The organism is Rubrivivax albus (assembly GCF_004016515.1).
GTDB lineage: Bacteria > Pseudomonadota > Gammaproteobacteria > Burkholderiales > Burkholderiaceae_C > Rubrivivax > Rubrivivax albus.
This window is the reverse complement of the sequence record NZ_SACT01000001.1, coordinates 583875-603365: the sequence shown is the minus strand read 5'-3', so window position 1 is coordinate 603365 and position 19491 is coordinate 583875. Positions and strand designations below refer to the sequence as shown.

Annotated in this window: 20 protein-coding genes and 1 tRNA gene; 12 read left to right on the top strand and 9 right to left on the bottom strand. The window is 67.9% G+C overall.

The window, feature by feature from the left end:
• Positions 1-15: 15 nt before the first annotated feature.
• The 4 genes from ENE75_RS02775 (at position 16) to ENE75_RS02760 (ending at position 1428) form a co-directional block, all read left to right on the top strand.
• Positions 16-90: transfer RNA gene (locus ENE75_RS02775), tRNA-Arg, on the top strand.
• A gap of 54 nt (positions 91-144) precedes the next feature.
• Complete coding sequence (locus ENE75_RS02770) at positions 145-480, top strand: type II toxin-antitoxin system Phd/YefM family antitoxin (RefSeq protein WP_128195379.1); 336 nt, start codon at positions 145-147, stop codon at positions 478-480.
• Positions 473-874 (top strand): type II toxin-antitoxin system RelE/ParE family toxin, encoded by a 402-nt coding sequence (locus tag ENE75_RS02765; protein ID WP_128195377.1) that lies wholly within the window; start codon positions 473-475, stop codon positions 872-874. The genes ENE75_RS02770 and ENE75_RS02765 overlap by 8 nt, the downstream gene beginning before the upstream one ends.
• On the top strand, positions 871-1428 hold the full coding sequence (locus tag ENE75_RS02760; RefSeq protein WP_128195375.1) for a type I restriction enzyme HsdR N-terminal domain-containing protein: 558 nt from the start codon (positions 871-873) through the stop codon (positions 1426-1428). The genes ENE75_RS02765 and ENE75_RS02760 overlap by 4 nt, the downstream gene beginning before the upstream one ends.
• Here the strand turns inward: ENE75_RS02760 and ENE75_RS02755 are convergent, their stop codons facing one another.
• The gene (locus ENE75_RS02755) at positions 1429-2385 is read right to left on the bottom strand and encodes an IS1595 family transposase (protein WP_128195373.1); all 957 of its coding nucleotides are present in this window, start codon (positions 2383-2385) and stop codon (positions 1429-1431) included.
• A gap of 123 nt (positions 2386-2508) precedes the next feature.
• Between ENE75_RS02755 and ENE75_RS02750 the strand changes: the two genes are divergently transcribed.
• Genes ENE75_RS02750 through ENE75_RS02735 form a run of 4 tightly spaced genes read left to right on the top strand, consistent with a single transcriptional unit; the run spans position 2509 to position 7005 of the window.
• On the top strand, positions 2509-4065 hold the full coding sequence (locus tag ENE75_RS02750; RefSeq protein WP_199232200.1) for an HsdM family class I SAM-dependent methyltransferase: 1557 nt from the start codon (positions 2509-2511) through the stop codon (positions 4063-4065).
• A 32-nt stretch (positions 4066-4097) separates the two neighbouring features.
• Complete coding sequence (locus tag ENE75_RS02745) at positions 4098-5492, top strand: restriction endonuclease subunit S domain-containing protein (protein ID WP_199232199.1); 1395 nt, start codon at positions 4098-4100, stop codon at positions 5490-5492.
• Positions 5489-6064 carry a hypothetical protein gene (locus ENE75_RS02740; protein WP_128195371.1) on the top strand — a complete coding sequence of 192 codons (576 nt, stop codon included), beginning with the start codon at positions 5489-5491 and terminating at the stop codon, positions 6062-6064. The genes ENE75_RS02745 and ENE75_RS02740 overlap by 4 nt, the downstream gene beginning before the upstream one ends.
• A 29-nt stretch (positions 6065-6093) precedes the next feature.
• On the top strand, positions 6094-7005 hold the full coding sequence (locus ENE75_RS02735; protein ID WP_128195369.1) for a restriction endonuclease: 912 nt from the start codon (positions 6094-6096) through the stop codon (positions 7003-7005).
• 26 nt (positions 7006-7031) lie between these two features.
• Here the strand turns inward: ENE75_RS02735 and ENE75_RS02730 are convergent, their stop codons facing one another.
• Complete coding sequence (locus ENE75_RS02730; protein WP_128195367.1) at positions 7032-8651, bottom strand: ABC transporter permease; 1620 nt, start codon at positions 8649-8651, stop codon at positions 7032-7034.
• 70 nt (positions 8652-8721) lie between these two features.
• On the opposite strand from ENE75_RS02730, the gene ENE75_RS02725 reads away from it, so the two are divergent.
• The 3 genes from ENE75_RS02725 to ENE75_RS02715 all read left to right on the top strand — a co-directional run bounded on the left by ENE75_RS02725 (position 8722) and on the right by ENE75_RS02715 (position 12173).
• Positions 8722-9834 carry an ABC transporter ATP-binding protein gene (locus ENE75_RS02725; protein ID WP_128195365.1) on the top strand — a complete coding sequence of 371 codons (1113 nt, stop codon included), beginning with the start codon at positions 8722-8724 and terminating at the stop codon, positions 9832-9834.
• An 80-nt stretch (positions 9835-9914) separates the two neighbouring features.
• Positions 9915-11351: a S41 family peptidase gene (locus ENE75_RS02720; protein ID WP_128195363.1), complete on the top strand. Its 1437-nt coding sequence runs from the start codon at positions 9915-9917 to the stop codon at positions 11349-11351.
• A gap of 69 nt (positions 11352-11420) precedes the next feature.
• Positions 11421-12173 (top strand): HesA/MoeB/ThiF family protein, encoded by a 753-nt coding sequence (locus ENE75_RS02715; RefSeq protein ID WP_128195361.1) that lies wholly within the window; start codon positions 11421-11423, stop codon positions 12171-12173.
• On the opposite strand, the gene ENE75_RS25035 is transcribed toward ENE75_RS02715, so the two are convergent.
• The 7 genes from ENE75_RS25035 to ENE75_RS02685 form a co-directional block, all read right to left on the bottom strand.
• On the bottom strand, positions 12174-12320 hold the full coding sequence (locus tag ENE75_RS25035) for a hypothetical protein (protein ID WP_199232198.1): 147 nt from the start codon (positions 12318-12320) through the stop codon (positions 12174-12176).
• Between the two features lie 64 nt (positions 12321-12384).
• On the bottom strand, positions 12385-13380 hold the full coding sequence (locus ENE75_RS02710) for an Ldh family oxidoreductase (protein ID WP_128195359.1): 996 nt from the start codon (positions 13378-13380) through the stop codon (positions 12385-12387).
• A complete protein-coding gene (locus tag ENE75_RS02705; RefSeq protein ID WP_128195357.1) occupies positions 13377-14306 on the bottom strand; it encodes a hydroxyacid dehydrogenase in 930 nt (309 codons plus the stop codon). Before ENE75_RS02705 ends, ENE75_RS02710 begins: the two co-directional genes overlap by 4 nt.
• Entirely contained in the window at positions 14303-14758 is a 456-nt protein-coding gene (locus ENE75_RS02700; RefSeq protein WP_128195355.1) for a tripartite tricarboxylate transporter TctB family protein, read from the bottom strand. The genes ENE75_RS02705 and ENE75_RS02700 overlap by 4 nt, the downstream gene beginning before the upstream one ends.
• Entirely contained in the window at positions 14751-16265 is a 1515-nt protein-coding gene (locus ENE75_RS02695; RefSeq protein WP_128195353.1) for a tripartite tricarboxylate transporter permease, read from the bottom strand. The genes ENE75_RS02700 and ENE75_RS02695 overlap by 8 nt, the downstream gene beginning before the upstream one ends.
• A gap of 32 nt (positions 16266-16297) precedes the next feature.
• Positions 16298-17257, bottom strand: coding sequence for a Bug family tripartite tricarboxylate transporter substrate binding protein (locus ENE75_RS02690; RefSeq protein ID WP_233258888.1), 960 nt, complete (start codon positions 17255-17257; stop codon positions 16298-16300).
• 80 nt (positions 17258-17337) lie between these two features.
• Complete coding sequence (locus ENE75_RS02685) at positions 17338-18441, bottom strand: tartrate dehydrogenase (protein ID WP_128195351.1); 1104 nt, start codon at positions 18439-18441, stop codon at positions 17338-17340.
• A gap of 92 nt (positions 18442-18533) precedes the next feature.
• Here ENE75_RS02685 and ENE75_RS02680 point away from each other — a divergent pair, with 92 nt between their 5' ends.
• On the top strand, positions 18534-19484 hold the full coding sequence (locus ENE75_RS02680; RefSeq protein ID WP_128195349.1) for a LysR family transcriptional regulator: 951 nt from the start codon (positions 18534-18536) through the stop codon (positions 19482-19484).
• Positions 19485-19491: the final 7 nt, after the last annotated feature.

The window sequence follows — 19491 nt, the reverse complement described above, 5'->3', positions numbered from 1 at the left end:
AATTCCGGCCCTGTCCTCTCCGTAGTTCAATGGATAGAACGGCCGCCTCCTAAGCGGCAGATACAGGTTCGATTCCTGTCGGAGGGACCACAGGCTGGCGTAGACTGCACAGAATCCTGTCATCTACCCCACAAGGAGCCAGCCATGGGCTTTTCCGCCAGCGACGTGGTGCCGTTCACGCAGGCGCGCGCCAACCTGTCCGAACTGGCCGATCAGGCCAAGGCCGGTGCCGAGAAGATCATCACCAAGAACGGCGAGAGCTACGTTGCGCTGATCGACGCCGACCGGCTGGACTACTACCACCGGCTGGAGCGCGAGCGCATCCACCTCCTGCTGATCGATGACGCCCAACGCGGGCTGGCCGACATCGCGGCAGGGCGCACGCAGGAGGCCGACAGCGCCATCGCCCGGTTGCAGCAGCGCCGCGCCAGCGGCAAACCCGCCAAGACCGCGGGCAAGACCGCCAGGTCGCGTGGCTGAGCGTCGATACCGGGTCGAACTGACCGAGAGCTTCCTGGAGCGCCTGGACGCCATCGAGGTGTTCCTGGCCGAAGCCGACGCGGCATTCGCGTTCGACGATCTGCTGGCCGAACTGCGCCGCACGGTGATCCCCAACCTGGCGCGCTTCCCGCGCATGGGTCGGCGCCATCTGGACCGCCCACCGCAATCGGCCGAGGCCTTGGCCCAACTGGCCGCATGGCCGCCCGGCGCGGCTGGCGCACTGCGTGAATACCTGCATGGCAACTATCTGATCCTGTACACGGCAGAAGACGCCACGGAAACGCTGCACCTGCTGTCCATCCGGCATCACCGGCAGCTTTCTTTCGACTTCGCCCGGCTGTGGCCGGGCACAACGCACCCCAGCGCCAAATGACCATCTCACTCGACGTTCTGCTGCAGGACAGCGCCTACAAGCTCGACCAGTTCAAGCCTGCCCAGATTGCCGCGCTGCAGGCTTCCATTTCCGTCAAGAGTGCCGGCAAGAAGCCGGCCCCTTACGTCACCTGTCTGGTGCGCGGAAAGCCCATCAAGCTGACGCCGGAAGAAGCCATCCGACAGCTCTACGTCATGGTCCTGCGCGACGACCTGGGCTACCCCGTCAAGCGTATGCAACTCGAATACGAGGTGGCGTTCGGTCGGCAGAAGAAGCGCGCCGACATCTGTGTCTTCGACAAGGACAAGACCGACGCACCATACATCCTGGTCGAGCTGAAGAAGCCCAAGCTGAAGGATGGCAAGGAACAACTGAAGAGCTACTGCCACGCCACCGGTGCGCCCATGGGCGTGTGGACCAACGGGCAGCAGATCTCCTACTACCACCGCAAGGATCCGAACTACTTCGAGGACATTCCCGGCATACCGTCCGCCAAGGAGCGGCTGTCTGACATCCTCAGCGAACGTTGGACCATCGACGATCTGGCCACCTGATTAGCGACGAAGTTCAGCAACCCTGATGCCACGCTCTGGCCGCCTGGGCGCATGAACGAGTGCCGAGAGCAGACTGCCGAGGATGGCACGCATGTCGTAGCGCCGGTTGAAGCGGAACTGCACCTCGGCCAGGTAGCGGTAGGCGTACTTGGCGAACTTGACGGCGTGGTAGGTGCCGGTGAGCGCGGTCTTGACGTTGCCGATGATGGTGTTGACCGCCTTGAACTTCTCGTTGAGCACGCTGGCCTTGCCGCCGCCGGTGATCTCGCGGTCGTGGACGGCGCCGGCACTGGTGGCAACCAGGAAGCAGTTCAGGCCGTCGGAGACCACCGTCAGTGGCAGCGCAGTGTGGCGGGCCAGGAAGTCCTCCATGGCCTTGTTGGTGAAGCGCCTTGGCGACAGGCAAACCAGATGCGCAAGGCCGTCCTCGGTGGTTTGCACCGCGGCCACGAAGGGGATCTTGTTCTCCGAGCCCCTGCCGGCCTTGCCGCCGCTGCGCTCACCGCCAAGGTAGGCGTCGTCGATCTCGACCCTGCCAGTGAGCTGGCGGTCGGCCTCCGCCAGTCTCATGCCCTCCAGGATCTTGTGCTTGAGCAGCCAGGCGCTGCGGTAGCTCACCCCCAGGTGCCGCTTGAGTTCCAGGCACGAGACGTTGTTCTTGGACTGGGTCAGCAACTGCATGGCCAGGAACCAGCTCGTCAGGGGCAGCTTGCTGGCCTCGAAGAGGGTCCCGCTGAGCACGCTGCACTGGTACTGGCAGCCCGCGCACTGCCAGTAGCGCCGGCCCTGGCGATTGAAACTCGTGCGGGCCTGGCACGCGCCGCAGCGCGGGCACTCGAAACCCCGTGGCCAGCGCCTGGCGATCAGCGCCGCCTCGCACAGCTCGTCCGTACCGTACAGACTCAGAAACTCTCGCATCGACAGCCCCGGCTGGAACTGCACTCGGTTCATCGGCATGGCGCATCTCCTCTGTGGATGCGCCCATCCTCCGCCCTCACAGGCTCACCAGATGAGCCTGCTGAACTTTGTCGCTAATCAGGTCTGGCCAAGCTCGACAAGCTGGTCCACGAACGCAAGTCGTTGAAGGACCTGATCCTCGAGATGGAAGACGAAGTGCTGGCCAATGCCGGCGTGGATGTTTTCGAGGAAGTGTTCAAGCTGGTCTTCACCAAGCTGTACGACGAACTGGAAGGTGGCCGAGACAAGAAGCGCCACCTTATGTTCAAGAACTACGGCGAAACCGAGACCGAGCTTCAGGACAAGATTCAAGACCTCTTCGACAAGGCCCGAAAGCGATGGGAAGGCGTGTTCTCGACCGACGCCAGGATCGAGCTGACACCGAGCCACCTTGCGGTGTGCGTGGCATCGCTGGAAAAGGTCAAGCTCTTCAACTCCAACCTTGAAGTGGTGGACGAGGCTTTCGAATACCTCATCAACAAGTCCAGCAAGGGCGAGAAGGGCCAGTACTTCACGCCACGGTACGTCATCGACATGTGCGTGAAGATGCTCAACCCGCACGAGAGCGAAACCCTGATCGACACGGCTGCCGGCAGCTGCGGCTTTCCGGTGCACAGCATCTTCCACGTGTGGGAACGCATCATGCAGGAGGAAGGCCTCACCAGGAGCCACCTCTTCACCACCGAGAAGAAGCCCGCACGATGCGAGGACTATGTACGCGATAAGGTCTTCGCCATCGACTTCGATGAAAAGGCGGTGCGCGTGGGGCGCACGCTGAACCTCATCGCCGGAGACGGACAGACCAACGTGCTGCACCTCAACACCTTGGACTACGAGCGCTGGGGCGAACGGGTGCAGACCGAAGCGTGGCTCGATGTTTACGGCAACGGGTGGCAGAAGCTGCGCAAGCTGCGCACCTCCAAGGATCAGAACCGCGACTTTCAGTTTGACGTGCTGATGGCGAACCCGCCGTTTGCTGGCGATATCAAGGAAACGCGCATCCTGGCCAAGTACGACCTGGCGCGCTCGGTGAGTTTCGACAAGGTCGGCAACGTCGATGTCAATGACAAGAACATCATCGATGCCCGCAAGAAGGCCCCCGGCTTTGCGGAAGCCCTGCACGCCAGCCACGAAGTGATCTACCAGATGGCCGACGGCACCTACCGCAAGGTGAAGGTGAAGAACCAGAACACCGTCGGTCGCGACATCTTGTTCATCGAACGCAACCTCAGCTTCTTGAAGCCGGGCGGGCGCATGGCCGTGGTGCTTCCACAGGGCCGGTTCAACAACTCTTCAGACAAGTTTCTGCGCGAGTACCTCGCTGCGCACGGCCGCATCCTAGCCGTGGTGGGCCTGCACGGCAATGTGTTCAAGCCCCACACCGGCACCAAGACCAGCGTGCTGTTCTTCCAGAAGTGGAACGACGACCCCGCGGAGGGGCCACTCTGCCCACAGGTGGATGACTACCCGATCTTCTTTGCCACCATGCGTGAGCCTAGCAAGGACAACTCGGGCAAAAAGATCTATCGGCAAGGGCCGGACGGCAAACCGTTGCTTGATGCGCACGGACACCTGATCGTGAGGCACGACCTCTTCAATCACGACGGCCTGACCGAAGACGGTATTGCCGAGGCATTCCAGGAGTTTGCCAAGAAGGAGGGCCTGCCTTTTTTTCCCTGAGCCCCTTTGACGCTGCGAGGTATGCGCGGTTGTTGGAGGGGCTGAGTGTTGCCGAGGTCAGCTTGTCAGAGCTTGAGTTCAGCGGCCGACTCGATGCCGAGTACTACCAGCCGGAACACCTGCGGGCAGAAGACCTAATTGCGACGCGCGGCGCAGTTCCGTTGTCGAGTGTTGCCGACTTCGTGATCGGCCCATTCGGCTCGGCGTTCACAGTCGAAAACTACTGTGACGACCCTACCTACCGCTACATCCGTGGCAAGGACGTGAAGCCGATGTCGATTGCGGAAGACGACAACGTTTACATGCCGAAAGCGGATTACTACCGACTCGCGAAGTACGCCCTGAAGGCGGGTGACGTTCTGGTGTCCGTTGTCGGAACCATCGGGAACTCTGCGCTAATCGAGCCGCAACATGTGCCGGCCATCTTTAGTTGCAAGAGCACGGCCGTTCGCACGAGGTCGGTTGACCCGCGCTACCTGATCGCCTTCCTGAATAGCCGCTACGGGCGAACGCTTCTGATCCGCAAAGAGCGGGGGGCAGTACAAAAGGGTTTGAATCTCGATGACCTGAGAACGCTTACCTTCTATGTCGCTGGATCTGATCTGCAAAGGCGAATCGCCACGACCCACACGCTCGCGGGTCAAGCGAAGGTCGGCTCGAAAGTCGCGCTCGAAGCAGCCGAGTCTTCACTGCTTAAGGCGCTGGGGCTCCAACATTGGAAAGCTCCCGAGCCGCTGAGCTACGTCCGCAACAGTAGCGAAGCCTTCGCATCCGGGCGTCTGGACGCCCAACACTTCCAGCCACGCTTTCGGGCGCTGACCGACTTCATTGATGCCAGCGGCCAGGGCGGCCGCTTGGCGGATTGGCTGAGCGAAAACCAGCGAGGCAAGCAGCCAGAGTATGCGGAGGACGGCTTGCCGGTGATCAACTCAAAACATGTCTTGCGTGGCGAGGTGTGTCTCAACGACGAGAACCGTAAGGCCAGCTTCGGCGAAGACGACTTGATGATCCGCCACGGCGACGTGTTGATGAACGGCACCGGCGTGGGCACCATCGGCCGCAGCGCGCCGTACCTGCACACCAAGAACGCCATTCCTGACAACCACGTCACCGTACTTCGACCGAAGAAGGGTCTGGATGCGGTCTACCTCTCGGTCTTTCTAAACTCCATGGCAGGCCAATGGCAAGTTGAGCAACGCCTGCGAGGATCGTCCGGACAGATTGAGCTTTACCCGAACGACATCGGAAAGTTCAGGATCTGGATCGCTCCGGTGGCCGTGCAGGACGAGATTCGAGAGTCCGTCGAGACGAGCCATAGGTTGCGGTTGCAGGCCGCCGAACTGCTCGAGGCCGCAAAGCGTGCCGTCGAGATCGCCATTGAAGACAGCGAGACCGCCGCGCTAGCGTACCTGAAGGAATTTCAATGAGTGGCGACTTCTACAAGGAGTGGCGCACCTACGCAGAAGTCGACTACTTCTCGCAGTTCATCTTGCTGTGGCTGTCTACCAATGCCTGGTACCGCTCTCACTATGCGGAGATCTCGACGCGGCGAGACCGAGACTTTCTTGACAAGCTGCGCGGAGACCATAGCCCGAGAAACAAGCTCTATGCTCGTTTCGAGCGAGCCATTTCGTCGCCCGCAATCAAGGAGCACGCCGAACTGTTCGTCGCCATCGAGTCTCTTTCGTTCGCCCTCAATCGCACGGCGTTGTACTGGGATGACGAATCGCATGGTGAACAGATCACCCTTCAGAACTGCATGATGGCAACGAACCCGAAGTCGTATGGGCCATTGACAGTCCACAAGAACTCACCCGGAATCACCGTTTCGGAGAACATCAAGCTCACCGATGACAAGGGCAGAATCTTCAATGCGCTTCTTGAGATCGTCTACAAGGTACGCTGCATGCTGGTGCACGGTGAGTTGGAACCCAGCAAGGAGAACCATGATGTGGTTCGCCACTGCTACGGGTTGCTGCACTTGATGATGCGGTTCTGAAGCAGACCAGATCCACAGGGGGTAGTTTGATGGCCGAAGTCACCCGCAAACGCACCGGCGAGTTCCTGCGTGAGCTGTTCAGCATCCTGATGGCCGCGCCGCAGGGCCTGCGGGCCAGTGAAGCCCTGAAGCAGTTGGCAGACCGTTTCACGCTGACCCCATTCGAGGCGTCGAACTACGAGTCCGGCTCCCGCCGCTTCGAGAAGATCGTGCGGTTTGCAACCGTGGACTGCGTCAAGGCCGGCTGGCTGGTGAAGGACAAGGGCATCTGGACCATCACCGACGCGGGCCAGGCCGCCCACGCCGAGTACCCCGATCCCGAGGCCTTCTACAAGCGTGCCTGCAAGCTGTACGCCGAGTGGAAAGCGGCGCAGCCGGACGCCGAAGGCAGCGCATTGGCGTCGCCGGCCACAAGCGCGGAGGAAGAGGCCAACAGCAACGCCAAGGCAGTAAGCGTCACCTTCGAAGAGGCCGAAGAGCAGGCCTGGGCCGAGATCTCTCAGTACCTGCGGGCGATGAACCCCTATGACTTCCAGGATCTGGTGGCCGACCTGCTGCGGGCAATGTCCTACCACGTGACCTGGGTGTCGCCGCCGGGCAAGGATGGCGGCGTGGACATCCTGGCCTGGCCCGACGCGCTGGGCACGCGCCCGCCGCGCATCAAGGTTCAGGTCAAGCGCCAGCTACAGTCGGTCAGCGTCGAGGGCTTGCGCTCGTTCATGGCCATGCTGGGCGACGACGATGTGGGCTTGTTCGTCTGCACGGGCGGCTTCACCAAGGATGCCGAGTCCGAAGCGCGCACCCAAGAGAAGCGTCGGATCACGCTCATCGGCCTGGAGAAGCTGTTTGACCTGTGGGACGAACACTACGACAAGCTGACGGATCGTGCGCGGCGCCGGCTACCGCTGCGTTCGATCCGCTTCTTGGCGCCAGGCGGCTGACTAGGACGGCGGAACAAGCTCGAGGTTCAGTCCCGCCCCCCGCCCCGCATCGCCGCCGACAGCAGCAGCACCGGGATCAACCCCACCGCCACGATGGCCAGCGACGGCAGCGCGGCCTCGCCCAGGCGCTCGTCACGCGCGAAGTTGTGGGCCACCACGGCCAGCGTGTCGCTGCCGAAGGGCCGGAGCATCAGCGTCGCGGGCAGTTCCTTCATCACGTCCACGAACACCAGCAGCCCGGCGGCCAGCGCAGAGCGGCGCAGCAACGGCAGGTGCAGGCGGCCGAAGACACGCCAGCGGCCGGCGCCGAGCAGGCGCGCGGTCTCGTCGACGTTGGGGCTGATGCGCGCATAACCGGCCTGCACCGACTGCAGCGCCACGGCCGAGAAGCGCGACAGGTAGGCCGCCATCACGCCGAACACCGTGCCGGTGACCAGCGCCGTGGCCGGCGCACCGGGCCAGGTGGCCTGGATCAGCCCCACCGGCGCCAGCACGCCCACCGCCAGCACCGTGCCCGGCACCGCGTAGCCCAGCGACAGCAGGCCGGCCGCCGGCACGAGCAGGCCGCGCCGCACACCGCCCACCGGCCGCAGCGCGAAACCCAGCGCCAGCGCCAGCGCCGTGGCCAGCAGCGCGGCCATGGCGGCCAGGCGGAAGCTGGCCCAGGCCCAGCCGGCAAAGCGGTCCAGCGGCAGGCCGAACTCGGCGTAGCGCACCTCCTGCAGCAGCATCCACAGCAGCCAGCCCACCGGCAGCACGAAGCCCAGCAGCACCGGCAGCGCGCAGACCACGATGGCCGCCACGGCGGCGTGGCCGCGCAGGCGCTGCGGCTGGGCTTCGGCTGCGCCACCACCCTGGCGGCTGGTGCCGAAGCGCAGCCGGCGCTGCGCGCGCTTCTCCACCCACAGCAGCCCTGCCACCACGGCCAGCAGCAGCGACGCCAGCTGGGCCGCGGCCACGCGGTCGTCCATCACCAGCCAGGCCTTGAAGATGCCGGTGGAAAACGTCGTCAGGCCGAAGTAGGCGCCCACGCCGTAGTCGGCCAGCGTCTCCATCACCGCCAGCGCCACACCTGCGGTGATGGCCGGGCGGGCCAGCGGCAGCGCCACGGCCACGATGCGCCGGCGCAGGCCGGCACCCAGCAAGCGGGCCGCCTCGAGCAGCTGCGCCGCCCGCTCGCCGAGCGCGGCGCGGGCCAGCAGGTAGACGTAGGGGTAGAGCGTCAGCACGAACAGCGCCACTGCGCCGCCCAGGCTGCGCACGTCGGGCCACAGGGCGCCGGTGGCGCCGGTCTGCGCCCGCAGCCAGCCCTGCAGCAGGCCACTGGGCTGCAGCGCGTCGGTCATCGCGTAGGCCAGCACGTAGGCCGGCATGGCCAGCGGCAGCAGCAGCGCCCACTCGAAGACCCGCCGGCCTGGGAAGTCGAACAGCGTCACCGCCGCCGCCGTGGCCGTGCCCAGCGCCATCACGCCCAGGGCCACCCCGACGGTCAGCACCGTGGACTGGCCGATGTAGCCCGGCAGCACGGTGGAGGCCTGGTGCACCAGTGTGTCCAGTGCCTGGGCGTCCAGACCCAGCCACGCGGCCAGCACCCCGGCCACGGGCAGGGCGAGCAGCAGGCACAGCAGGGTCAGCAGGTGGCGCACGGCAAACGGCGAGGGTCGGCAACAGTGATGCGAACCGTTTTCATTCCGGCGCAGTCGCTATGATAGGGCGATGTTCCTGCAGGTCGAGTCGGTGACGGTGCGCTACGGCGGGGCGGACGCCCGCCCGGCCGTGGACAGCGCCAGTTTCGGCCTCGCCGCGGGCGAGATCGGTGTGCTGATCGGGCCTTCGGGCTGCGGCAAGACCTCGCTGCTGCGCGCGGTGGCGGGGCTGGAACGCGCGTCCGGCGGCCGCATCGCCGTCGAGGGCCGCACGCTGGACGACGCCACGAGCGGCGTGCACCTGGCGCCGGAAGACCGCCGCATCGGCATGGTGTTCCAGGACTACGCGCTGTTCCCGCACCTCAGCGTGGCCGACAACATCGGGTTCGGGCTGGCGCACCTGCCGCGTGCCGAGCGCCAGGCGCGGGTGCAGAAGATGCTGGACCTGGTCGGCCTGGCGCATGCGGCCAAGCGCGCGCCGCACCAGCTCAGCGGCGGCCAGCAGCAGCGCATCGCGCTCGCCCGCGCGCTGGCGCCGGAGCCCCGCCTGCTGCTGCTGGACGAGCCCTTCTCCAGCCTGGACGTGGACCTGCGCGAGCACCTGGCGCAGGAACTGCGGGCCATCCTGAAGGCCAGCGGCACGACGGCGCTGTTCGTCACCCACGACCAGCTGGAGGCCTTTGCGCTGGGCGACGCCATCGGCGTCATGCACCAGGGCCGGCTGGAGCAGTGGGGCGACGCCTACACGCTCTACCACCGGCCGGCCACGCGCTTCGTCGCCCGCTTCATCGGCCACGGCGTCTTCACGCCGGCGGAGATCGTGGCCTGCGCCCATGGCCCCTGTGTGCACACGCCCTTCGGCGAACTCGACGACCCGGCCGAGTGCCCGCTGCCCGACGCCTACCCCGACGGCCAGTGCGACCTGCTTCTGCGCGCCGACGACGTGATCCACGACGACGCCAGCCCGGTGAAGGCGCAGATCGAGCGCAAGGCCTTCCGCGGCTCGGAGTTCCTCTACACGCTGCGCCTGGCCAGCGGCGAGCAGGTGATGGCCCACGTGCCGTCGCACCATGACCATGCCGTGGGCGAATGGATCGGCATCCGGCCGGCGGTGGACCACGTGGTCACCTTCCCGCGCGACGTACCGCCCGCCCCTGCGCCACACCACACGGCTGCGGGGTGAACTTTCGCCCCGCGTCGCCCTCTGAGAAAGCTCGGCGCCCTATACTGGAATATCGGGCGCGATCTGGAGGCACGACACACATGAGTGGCAAGTTCAAGGTCGTCGGCCTGCTGGCCGTGGGAGCCGTGGCCGGCGCGCTGACGACGATGCAGCTGCAGGCGACGGCGCGCAGCACCCTGGGCCCGTTGCCGCTGGAAGAGATGCAGCAGCTCGCCACGGTGTTCGGCATCGTGAAGAACGACTACGTCGAGCCGGTGGACGAGAAGAAGCTCATCGGCGACGCCATCGCCGGCATGGTCGCCGGCCTCGACCCGCACTCGCAGTACTTCGACAAGAAGAGCTTCAAGGAATTCCGCGAAAGCACCGGCGGCAAGTTCGTCGGCATCGGCATCGAGATGGCGATGGAGGACGGCCTGGTCAAGGTGGTCTCCCCCATCGAAGGCTCGCCCGCCTTCCGCGCCGGCCTGCGGCCCAACGACCTGATCACCCGCATCGACGACACCGCGGTCAAGGGTCTGTCGGTGGACCAGGCCGTCAAGCGCATGCGCGGCGAGCCCAACACCAAGGTGCGGCTCACGGTCTTCCGCAAGGACGAGAACCGCAGCTTCCCGGTGACCATCGTGCGCGAGGAGATCCGCGTGCAGAGCGTGCGCGCCAAGCTGGTCGAACCGGGCTACGGCTGGCTGCGCGTGAGCCAGTTCCAGGACCGCACGGTGGACGATTTCGTGCGCAAGCTCGAAGAGCTCTACAAGCAGGACCCCAACCTCAAGGGCCTGGTGCTGGACCTGCGCAACGACCCCGGCGGTCTGCTGGACGGTGCCATCGCCATCTCCGCGGCCTTCCTGCCCGACGACGTGGTGGTGGTCAAGACCAACGGCCAGGTCGACGAGTCCAAGGCCACCTACCGCGCCACGCCGGAGCACTACGTGCGCCGCGGCGGGCTGGACCCGCTGCGCAAGCTGCCGGCCGCCATCAAGAGCGTGCCGCTGGTCGTGCTGGTCAACGAAGGCTCGGCCAGCGCCAGCGAGATCGTCGCCGGCGCGCTGCAGGACCACAAGCGCGCCACCATCATGGGCGCGCAGACCTTCGGCAAGGGCTCGGTGCAGACGGTGCGCCCGCTGACAGCCGAAACCGCGCTGAAGATCACCACCGCGCGCTACTACACGCCGTCGGGTCGCTCCATCCAGGCCAAGGGCATCGTGCCCGACATCTGGCTCGACGAGACCGCCGAAGGCAACGTCTATGCCGCCCTGCGCATGCGCGAGGCCGACCTCGAGAAGCACCTCGAAGGCGCCGACGAGAAGAAGGACGATCCGGCCGCCAAGGAACGCGAGGAGGCCCGCCGCAAGCTCGAGGAGCAGCTGGCCAAGCGCAACGAGCCGTTGAAGCCATTGCCCACCTTCGGCACGCCGGAAGACTTTCCGCTGCAGCAGGCGCTGAACCAGCTGCGCGGCCTGCCGGTGATCGCCAGCAAGAGCCACCAGGAGCGCCAGGCCGAGGCGCCGGTGAAGCAGTAAGCTCCGCCTCTCTGCGATCCACCTCAGGGGCCCACGCGGGCCCCTGCTGCTTTCCGGGGCCGACGCGCGATGAACGACGACGAACTGCTGCGCTACTCGCGCCACATCCTGCTCGACGACATCGGCATCGAGGGCCAGCAGAAGCTGCGCGACGCGCACGCGCTGGTCATCGGCGCCGGCGGGCTGGGCTCGCCGGTGGCGCTGTACCTGGGCACGGCCGGTATCGGTCGGCTGACGATCTGCGACCACGACGAGGTGGACCTGACCAACCTGCAGCGCCAGATCGCCCACCGCCACGACCGCATCGGCCAGCCCAAGGCACAGTCGGCCCGGCGCACGCTGCTGGACATCGACCCGAACCTGCTGGTCGACGCGCGCACCGTGCGCGCCGACGCGGCGCTGCTGGACGAACTGGTGCCGCAGGCCACCGTGGTGCTGGACTGCAGCGACAACTTCCGCACCCGCCACGCCGTCAACGCCGCGTGCGTGAAGCACGGCAAGCCGCTGGTCAGCGGCGCGGCGATCGGCTTCGATGGCCAGATCTCGGTCTATGACAGCACGCGCGCCGACGCGCCCTGCTACGCCTGCCTGTTCCCGCCCGAGGCCGATTACGAGGAGGTGGCCTGCGCCACCATGGGCGTGTTCGCGCCGCTGGTGGGCATCGTGGGCTGTGTGCAGGCGGCCGAGGCGCTCAAGCTCATCGTGGGCATCGGCCGGCCGCTGGCCGGGCGGCTGCTGATGCTGGATGCGCGCGCCATGGAATGGACCGAGATGGCCACGCCGCGCAACGCGGCCTGCAGCGTCTGCGGCGCCGCGCGCTGATCAGCGCTTCTTCGTCGACGCCTTCTTGGCCGGTGCCGGTGCGGCCGACGGCTTCGGCGCGTCGCCGATCACGGTCTTGAGCGGGCACACGCCCACCACCGGGCACTTGGCACAGCTGGCGACGATTGCGATCGGGCACAAGGTCATGGCCATCTCCTCAGGGCAATGGCGCAGCATACGCCTGCCCTTGGCCTGGATCGGTCAACCCCGGTCAACCCCAGCTGGCCAGCAGCGCGTCGGGCACGTCCAGCCCCTCGGCCAGCGCGCGGCGGCGCAGCGCCTCGCGCCGCGTCCCCGGCAGGCGCACGCCGTCGTCGCGCAGCATCTCCGCCACCAGCACCTCGACGCGATCGAGGAAGGCGTCGGTGCCCGCCAGCGCGCCCGGGTCGACGACCATGAAGGCCTGGCCGATGCGCGGCCGGTTGCCGGCGTCGACGAAGAAGCTGCTCGCCTCGAAGCCGAAGTTGGCGCCAATCAGGGCCGTGACCAGCAACTCGACGGTCAGCGCCAGCATCGCGCCCTTGGGGCTGCTCACCGCCCCGAGCGGAAGCATGGATCCGGACAACGCCGCCTGCGCGTCGGTGGTCGGGTTGCCATCGGCATCCAGTGCCCAGCCCAGCGGGATCGGCTCGCCCTTCTTCGCCGCCACCATCACCTTGCCGCGCGCCACCTCGGACAGGCTGAGGTCGATCATCAGCGGATCCGCACCCCGGCGCGGAAAGATCGCCGCCACCGGGTTGGTGCCGAAGATGGCGTGCCGGCCGCCGGCCGCAGGCATCGCGGCCGGTGAATTGGCAAAGCCCAGGCCCACCATGCCGGCCGCCGCCGCGGCGCGCAGGTGGTCGACGATGACGCCGGCGTGGTGGCTGGCCGTGACGCCCACGAACGCCACGCCGTGCTCGCGCGCGGCGGCGATGCCCTCGTCCACCGCCAGCGCGCAGGCCGGGAAGGCGAGGCCCTCGCCCGCGTCGACCAGCAGCGCGCCGCCGCGCCGCTTCACCACGCGCGGCACCGCCTGCCCGTCGGCGCGGCCATTGCGCAGGTGGGTGGCGTACTGGGCCACGCGCGACAGCCCGTGCGAACCCAGGCCCTGCGCCTCGGCCAGCACCAGGGCGCGAGCGGTGCTGTCGGCCATCGCGGCCGACGCGCCGGCCGCCTGCAGCACTGCCGCCACGCGGGCCTCGGCTTCGTTCCAGCTGAGCTTCATGCCAGCGCCTCGATCAGCTTGTCGGCGATCAGCGAACTCACGCGCTCGTTCGACTCCGCCGTCACGCCCGCGATGTGCGGCGTCAGCAGCAGATTGGGGCAGCCTTCGAAGTGTGGCGAGCGTGGCAGGGGCTCGTCGTTGAACACGTCCAGCGCCGCGCCGCCCAGGTGGCCGCGCTTGAGCGCATCGGCCAGCGCCGCTTCGTCGACGATGCCGCCGCGCGCGGTGTTCACCAGCACGGCGCCGGGCTTCATGGCCGCGATGCGCGCCGCATCGAACAGGCCGCGGGTGCTGTCCAGCAACGGCACGTGCAGGCTCACCACGTCGGCGGTCTGGATCACTTCGTCCAGGCCCGCGCAGGCCACGCGACCGTCGGCAAAGGCCGGATGATCGGCATCCATCATCGCGTCGAAGGCGATCACACCCATGCCCAGGCCCAGCGCCAGCTTCGCCGTGAGCTGGCCGATGCCGCCGAAGCCGATCAGCCCCAGCGTACAGCCACCAACCTCGCGACCGGAAGACAGCGCGTTGCGCGGCCATTTGCCGGCCGCCACGTCGGGCGTGGCCGACCATGCGCCGCGCCGCAGCACCAGCGCCGCAGTGACCACGTACTCGGCCACGCTCAACGCGTTGGCGCCGGTGGCCGGGATCACGCGCATGCCACGCGCCTCGCAGGCTGCGACGTCGATGTTGTCCAGGCCCACGCCGAGCCGCCCCACCACGCGGCAGCGATCCAGCGCGGCCAGCGTCTCGCCGCGCACCTGGGTGCGGTTGCGCACGACCAGAGCGTCGACGCCGGCGCAGGCGGCGCGCAGGCGCGGCCCGTCGTCCACCAGCGTGGGGTCGTAGACGACGTCGAAGCGCGCGCGCAGCCGTTCGACGGCCGGGGCATCCATGAATTCGCAGATCAGGATTCGGTGGGTCATGGCAGGGGCACGCGCAGCACGTGCTGGAAGAGGACGTAGAGGCCGATGAGCAGCGCGCCGGTGGCCAGGCCCTGGACCAGCAGCGCCGACAGTGTCCAACGGCCGTGGCGCGCGATCAGCAGCAGCGCGCCGCAGGCGGCGGCACTGGCCGGCAGGAAGCCCAGCGGCGGCAGCGCGAAGGCCCAGCCCAGCATCGTGATGGCCACGCCGGCACGCCGCCAGGACGATCCTTCCAGCGCCGCCTGCGCGCGCGTGCGGCCCATCGCGAACAGCACCAGCCAGACCCCGCCGAACACCACCAGCAGTGCGCCGATGGTGCGCGGGAACACGGCGCCGAGGTCGGAGAACTCGCGCGCGGCCATGAAGGCCGCTGCGCCCAGGACGATCAGCACCGCGCAGCCGGCCGCGCCGGCCCAGTCGCGGCCGGCCTGGGGGGTGTGGGACTCAGGCACGGGCCACCTCCTGCGCTGCACCGCGCTGCTGGCGTCGGCGCATCCACCACGGCCAGACCAGGCCGAGCACGATGAAGGCGATGATGCCCAGCGAGATCGGCCGGCCGAAGAACTCCGCCGGGATGTCGCCCTTGGCGCCGCCGATGAGATGGCCCTGCACGAAGCCACGCTCCGCGATCGAACCCAGGATCAACCCGAGCACGATGGGCGAGGCGCTGAAGCCGGCGCGGCCCAGCACCCAGGCGAGCACGCCCAGGATCACCATCTGCTGCACCTCGTGCACGTTGTTGTGCACCGCAAAGCTGCCCAGGATGGTCAGCAGCGCCACCGCCGGCACCAGCACCGCCTTGGGGATGCCGACGATGGCGCGGAACGCGAAGCGCCCGATCAGCAGGCCCACCGGCAGCATCAGCAGCGTGGCCAGGATCAGGCCCCAGATGAAGGTGTAGACGATCTCGGCCTGCTGCGTGAACAGCGTCGGCCCGGTGCGGATGCCCTGCACCAGCAGCGCACCCAGGATGATGGCATCGGGCGGCGTACCGGGAATGCCCAGCACCAGCGTGGGGATGAAGCCGCCGCCCACGGTGGCGTTGTTGGCCGACTCGGTGGCCATCACGCCATCCGGCTCACCCTTGCCGAACTGCTCGCGCCGCGGCGACACGCGCTTGGCCTCCGAATAGGCGACCAGCGACGCGATCGACCCGCCCGCGCCCGGCAGGATGCCGACCACGGTGCCGATCACGGAACTGCGCGCAAGGTTGAACTTCGAGCGCAGCATCAGCGTCAGCGCCTCGCCCAGGCGGAAGCCGGCGACGCGTTCGGAGGACTTCAGGTGCGCCGCCGGTGTCGCCACCAGTTCGATCAGCACCGGAATGCAGTACAGGCCGATCAGCGCCGAGACCACGTCGATGCCGCCCAGCAGCGCCTTGACGTCGCCGACGAAGCGCACGTCGCCGCCGACCTCGGCCACGCCGACCATCGACAGCAGCAGGCCCAGCGCACCACCCATCAGCCCCTTGAGCAGGCTGCCTTCGCCCAGCGAGGCGATCAGCGTCAGGCCGAACACCGCCAGCCAGAAGTACTCCACCGGCCCGAACTTCAGCGCCACCGTGGCCATCGGCGGCGCCAGCAGCAGCAGGAAGCCGGCGCCCACCAGGCCGCCGACCACCGAGGCCAGGCAGGCCACGGTGAGCGCCAGGTCGCCGCGGCCGCTGCGCGCCATCGGGTAGCCGTCGAAGGTGGTGGCGATGGCCGATGGCGTGCCCGGCGTGTTGAGCAGGATGGCCGCGTAGGCGCCGCCGTAGATGGCGCCGGTGTAGATGGCGCCCAGCACGATCAGCGCCGCGGCCGGCGGCATCGAGAAGGTGAAGGGCACCAGCACCGCGACGGCCATCGTGGCCGTCAGGCCCGGCAGCGCGCCGATCACCGTGCCGGCCACCACGCCGGCCAGCGCCAGCAGCAGGTGGGCCGGCGTCAGCGCGGCCAGCAGGAAGTCGAGACTGCCCATGATGGGAAACGTCGCGGTGCGTCAGCCGATCATCACTTCTTGACGATGCCCATCTCCTTGGCCAGCGCGCCGTACTGCGCCTTCATGCCGGCCATGAACTCGCCCATCTTGTCCGGCCCGACGTTGAGCATCGCGAAGCCACCCTCCTCCATCTTCTGGATGAAGCCGGGGTCGGCATTGATCTTGGCCAGCGTGGCGGCCAGCTTCGCCTGCACGTCGGCCGGCGTGCTCTTGGGCACGGCCACGCCGCGGTAGGCACCGCCCACGAGGTCGAAGCCCTGCTCCTTGAAGGTGGGGCAGTCGGGCAGCTTCGGGTGGCGCTGTTCCATCGCCACGCCCAGGCAGCGCACCTGCGCGCCCAGCGACATCTGCACCGTGGTGTAGGCCCAGCTGCCGGCCACCTGCTTGCCCAGCAGCGCGGTGTTGGCTGGCCCCGTGCCGCCGAAGGGCACGTAGGTGGTCTTGATGCCCGCCAGCTTGTCGAAGCGCTGCTGCGCCAGGTGGTTGGCGGAATTGGTGCCCGAGCCGGCCAGTGTGGTGGCACCCGGGGCCGCCTTGGCCGCGGCGACGAAGTCCTTCAGCGTCTTGATCGGGCTGTCGGCCGGCACCATCAGCGCATCGGGCGTGTAGTGGAACCAGAAGACGGTGGTGATGTCGTCGGTCTGGTAGCCCACGTCCTTCTGCAGCGGCTGCAGCACGATGTGCGGCAGGTTGGTGCCCATCACCGTGTAGCCGTCGGCCGTCATGCCGTTGAGCTGCGACCAGCTGGCGGCACCGCCCGCGCCCGGCTTGTACTGGATGGCCAGGGTCTGCCCGGTCATCGCCTTGAACACCGGCTCCTGCAGGCGCGCGGAGATGTCGGATTCACCACCCGGGCCGAAGGGGATGATGTAGTTGACGGTCTTGTCCGGGTACCCGGCGGCCCCGGCGCTGCCGGTCACGGCCAGGGCACCAATGGCCAGGGCGGTGAGGATGGTCTTGCTGCGGTTCATGCGTGTCTCCTTGGTGGTTTGTGTGGCGGATGAACGAAGGGGGCAAGGCTGCCCGGGGACGGCGGTTCAGGGCATCAGCATCAACCCGCACCACCCCCGGCGGCGATGCGTTCGGCAATGGCCTTGCCCACGTCCACCGTGCCGGCGGTGCCGCCGAGGTCCGGCGTGCGCGGCGCATGCGGGTCGGCCAGCATGGCCTCGATGGCGGCGACGATGGCGTCGTGCGCGTCGGTGTGGCCCAGGAAGTCCAGCATCATCGCGGCCGACCAGATCTGGCCGATGGGGTTGGCGATCCACTGGCCCGCAATGTCCGGCGCCGAGCCGTGCACCGGCTCGAACAGGCTGGGCCACTCGCGCGTGGGGTTGAGGTTGGCCGACGGCGCGATGCCGATGGTGCCGGTGCAGGCCGGGCCCAGGTCGGACAGGATGTCGCCGAACAGGTTGCTGGCCACCACCACGTCGAACTGCTGCGGCCGCTGCACGAAATGCGCGGTCAGGATGTCGATGTGGAACTGATCGACGGCGATGTCTGGGTAGGCCTTGGCCATCTCTGCCACGCGCTCGTCCCAGTAGGGCATCGTGATCGAGATGCCGTTGCTCTTGGTGGCCGAGGTGAGCTTTCGCCGCGGCCGGCGCATGGCCAGGTCGAAGGCGAACTTCAGCACGCGGTCGACACCGGTGCGCGACATCACGGTTTCCTGGATCACGATCTCGCGCGGCGTGCCGCCGTACATGCGGCCGCCGACGCTGGAGTACTCGCCTTCGGTGTTCTCACGCACGATCAGCATGTCGATCGCGCCGGGCGCCAGCGGCTGGCCCTGGCGGTCCACCAGCGGGCTGCGGATGCCCGGCATCAGCTTGGCCGGGCGCAGGTTGATGTACTGGTCGAACTCGCGGCGGAACTTGATCAGGCTGCCCCACAGCGACACATGGTCGGGCACCAGGGCAGGCCAGCCGACGGCGCCGTAGAAGATGGCGTCGTGGCCGCCGATGCGGTCCTTCCAGTCGGGCGGCAGGTAGTCGCCGTGCTTCTGCCAGTGCTCCACGCAGGCGAAGTCGAAGTGGTCGAGCTGCAGCGCGATGCCGAAGCGGCGTGCCGCGGCGTCGAGCGCGCGCAGGCCTTCGGGCATCACTTCCTTGCCGATGCCGTCGCCGGGCAGCACGGCGATGCGATGGGTGCTCATGAGGTGCGATCCAGGGAGTCGTGACGAGGCCGATTCTGGGCAGCCGGGTGGCGGCCGCACAATCGCGCTGGAGCACACTCTGCATTTCCACCATGGAAACACTGCGACTGCACAGCGACGACCTGGTGCTGCTGGACCGCATCGTCTCGGCGGGCACGCTGGCCGGTGCCGCACGGGCGCTGGAACTGGCGCCACCGGCGGTGACCAAGCGCCTGGCGGCACTGGAATCCCGCCTGGGCGTGCGCCTGGTGGAGCGCAGCACACGCCGCCTGCGGCTCACGGCCGAGGGCGAACTGGCGATCACCAGCGGCCGCGAACTGCTGGCCGGGCTGACGCGGCTGGAACAGCAGCTCACCGAAGGCGCGGGCCGGCTGCAGGGCCGCATCCGCCTGGTCAGCACCTACGGCTTCGGCCGCGTGTGGCTGGCGCCGCTGCTGGCGCGCTTCCAGCAGCAGCATCCGGACCTGGAACTCACGCTGCAGCTCACCGACCAGCTGCCCGACCTGGCCACCGCGGGTGCTGCCGGCTTCGACGCCGCGGTGTGGCTGTTCGGCCCGCGCCACGGCGCCCTGGTGGCACGACGGCTGGCACCGAACCGCCGGCTCGTCGTCGGCGCACCGGCCTACCTGGCCCGCCACGGCGTGCCGCAGGCCCCGGCCGAACTCAGCCGGCACCGCTGCCTCGTCGTGCGCGAGAACGACATGCTGCCCACGCACTGGCGGCTCGATGCGCTCAAGCGCGGCCGCGCCGCGCAGACCGTGCGCGTCAGCGGCCCGCTGGCCAGCAACTTCGGCGAGGTGGTGCGCGACTGGTGCCTGGCCGGCCACGGGCTGATGCTGCGCTCCACCTGGGACGTGCAGCCGCTGATCGCCGCCGGCCGCCTGGTGCAGGTGCTGCCGGAGTGGGCGATGCTCGACGCCATCAACTTCCTGACGCCGCCGCGCGACCCGCTGCGGCCCACGCCGCTGCGCGTGCGCCAGCTGCGCGACTACCTGGCCGGCGCGCTGGCGCAGGCCGACTGGTCGCACCCGCCGTCCGGCTGACCCGGCG

Coding starts and splice junctions, on each gene's coding strand:
- ENE75_RS02685 (WP_128195351.1), bottom strand. CDS start 18,441: ATGAGCACCCATCGCATCGCCGTGCTGCCCGGCGACGGCATCGGCAAG.
- ENE75_RS02705 (WP_128195357.1), bottom strand. CDS start 14,306: ATGACCCACCGAATCCTGATCTGCGAATTCATGGATGCCCCGGCCGTC.
- ENE75_RS02740 (WP_128195371.1), top strand. CDS start 5,489: ATGAGTGGCGACTTCTACAAGGAGTGGCGCACCTACGCAGAAGTCGAC.
- ENE75_RS02720 (WP_128195363.1), top strand. CDS start 9,915: ATGAGTGGCAAGTTCAAGGTCGTCGGCCTGCTGGCCGTGGGAGCCGTG.
- ENE75_RS25035 (WP_199232198.1), bottom strand. CDS start 12,320: ATGACCTTGTGCCCGATCGCAATCGTCGCCAGCTGTGCCAAGTGCCCG.
- ENE75_RS02725 (WP_128195365.1), top strand. CDS start 8,722: ATGTTCCTGCAGGTCGAGTCGGTGACGGTGCGCTACGGCGGGGCGGAC.
- ENE75_RS02680 (WP_128195349.1), top strand. CDS start 18,534: ATGGAAACACTGCGACTGCACAGCGACGACCTGGTGCTGCTGGACCGC.
- ENE75_RS02710 (WP_128195359.1), bottom strand. CDS start 13,380: ATGAAGCTCAGCTGGAACGAAGCCGAGGCCCGCGTGGCGGCAGTGCTG.
- ENE75_RS02760 (WP_128195375.1), top strand. CDS start 871: ATGACCATCTCACTCGACGTTCTGCTGCAGGACAGCGCCTACAAGCTC.
- ENE75_RS02715 (WP_128195361.1), top strand. CDS start 11,421: ATGAACGACGACGAACTGCTGCGCTACTCGCGCCACATCCTGCTCGAC.
- ENE75_RS02695 (WP_128195353.1), bottom strand. CDS start 16,265: ATGGGCAGTCTCGACTTCCTGCTGGCCGCGCTGACGCCGGCCCACCTG.
- ENE75_RS02755 (WP_128195373.1), bottom strand. CDS start 2,385: ATGCCGATGAACCGAGTGCAGTTCCAGCCGGGGCTGTCGATGCGAGAG.
- ENE75_RS02690 (WP_233258888.1), bottom strand. CDS start 17,257: ATGAACCGCAGCAAGACCATCCTCACCGCCCTGGCCATTGGTGCCCTG.
- ENE75_RS02735 (WP_128195369.1), top strand. CDS start 6,094: ATGGCCGAAGTCACCCGCAAACGCACCGGCGAGTTCCTGCGTGAGCTG.
- ENE75_RS02770 (WP_128195379.1), top strand. CDS start 145: ATGGGCTTTTCCGCCAGCGACGTGGTGCCGTTCACGCAGGCGCGCGCC.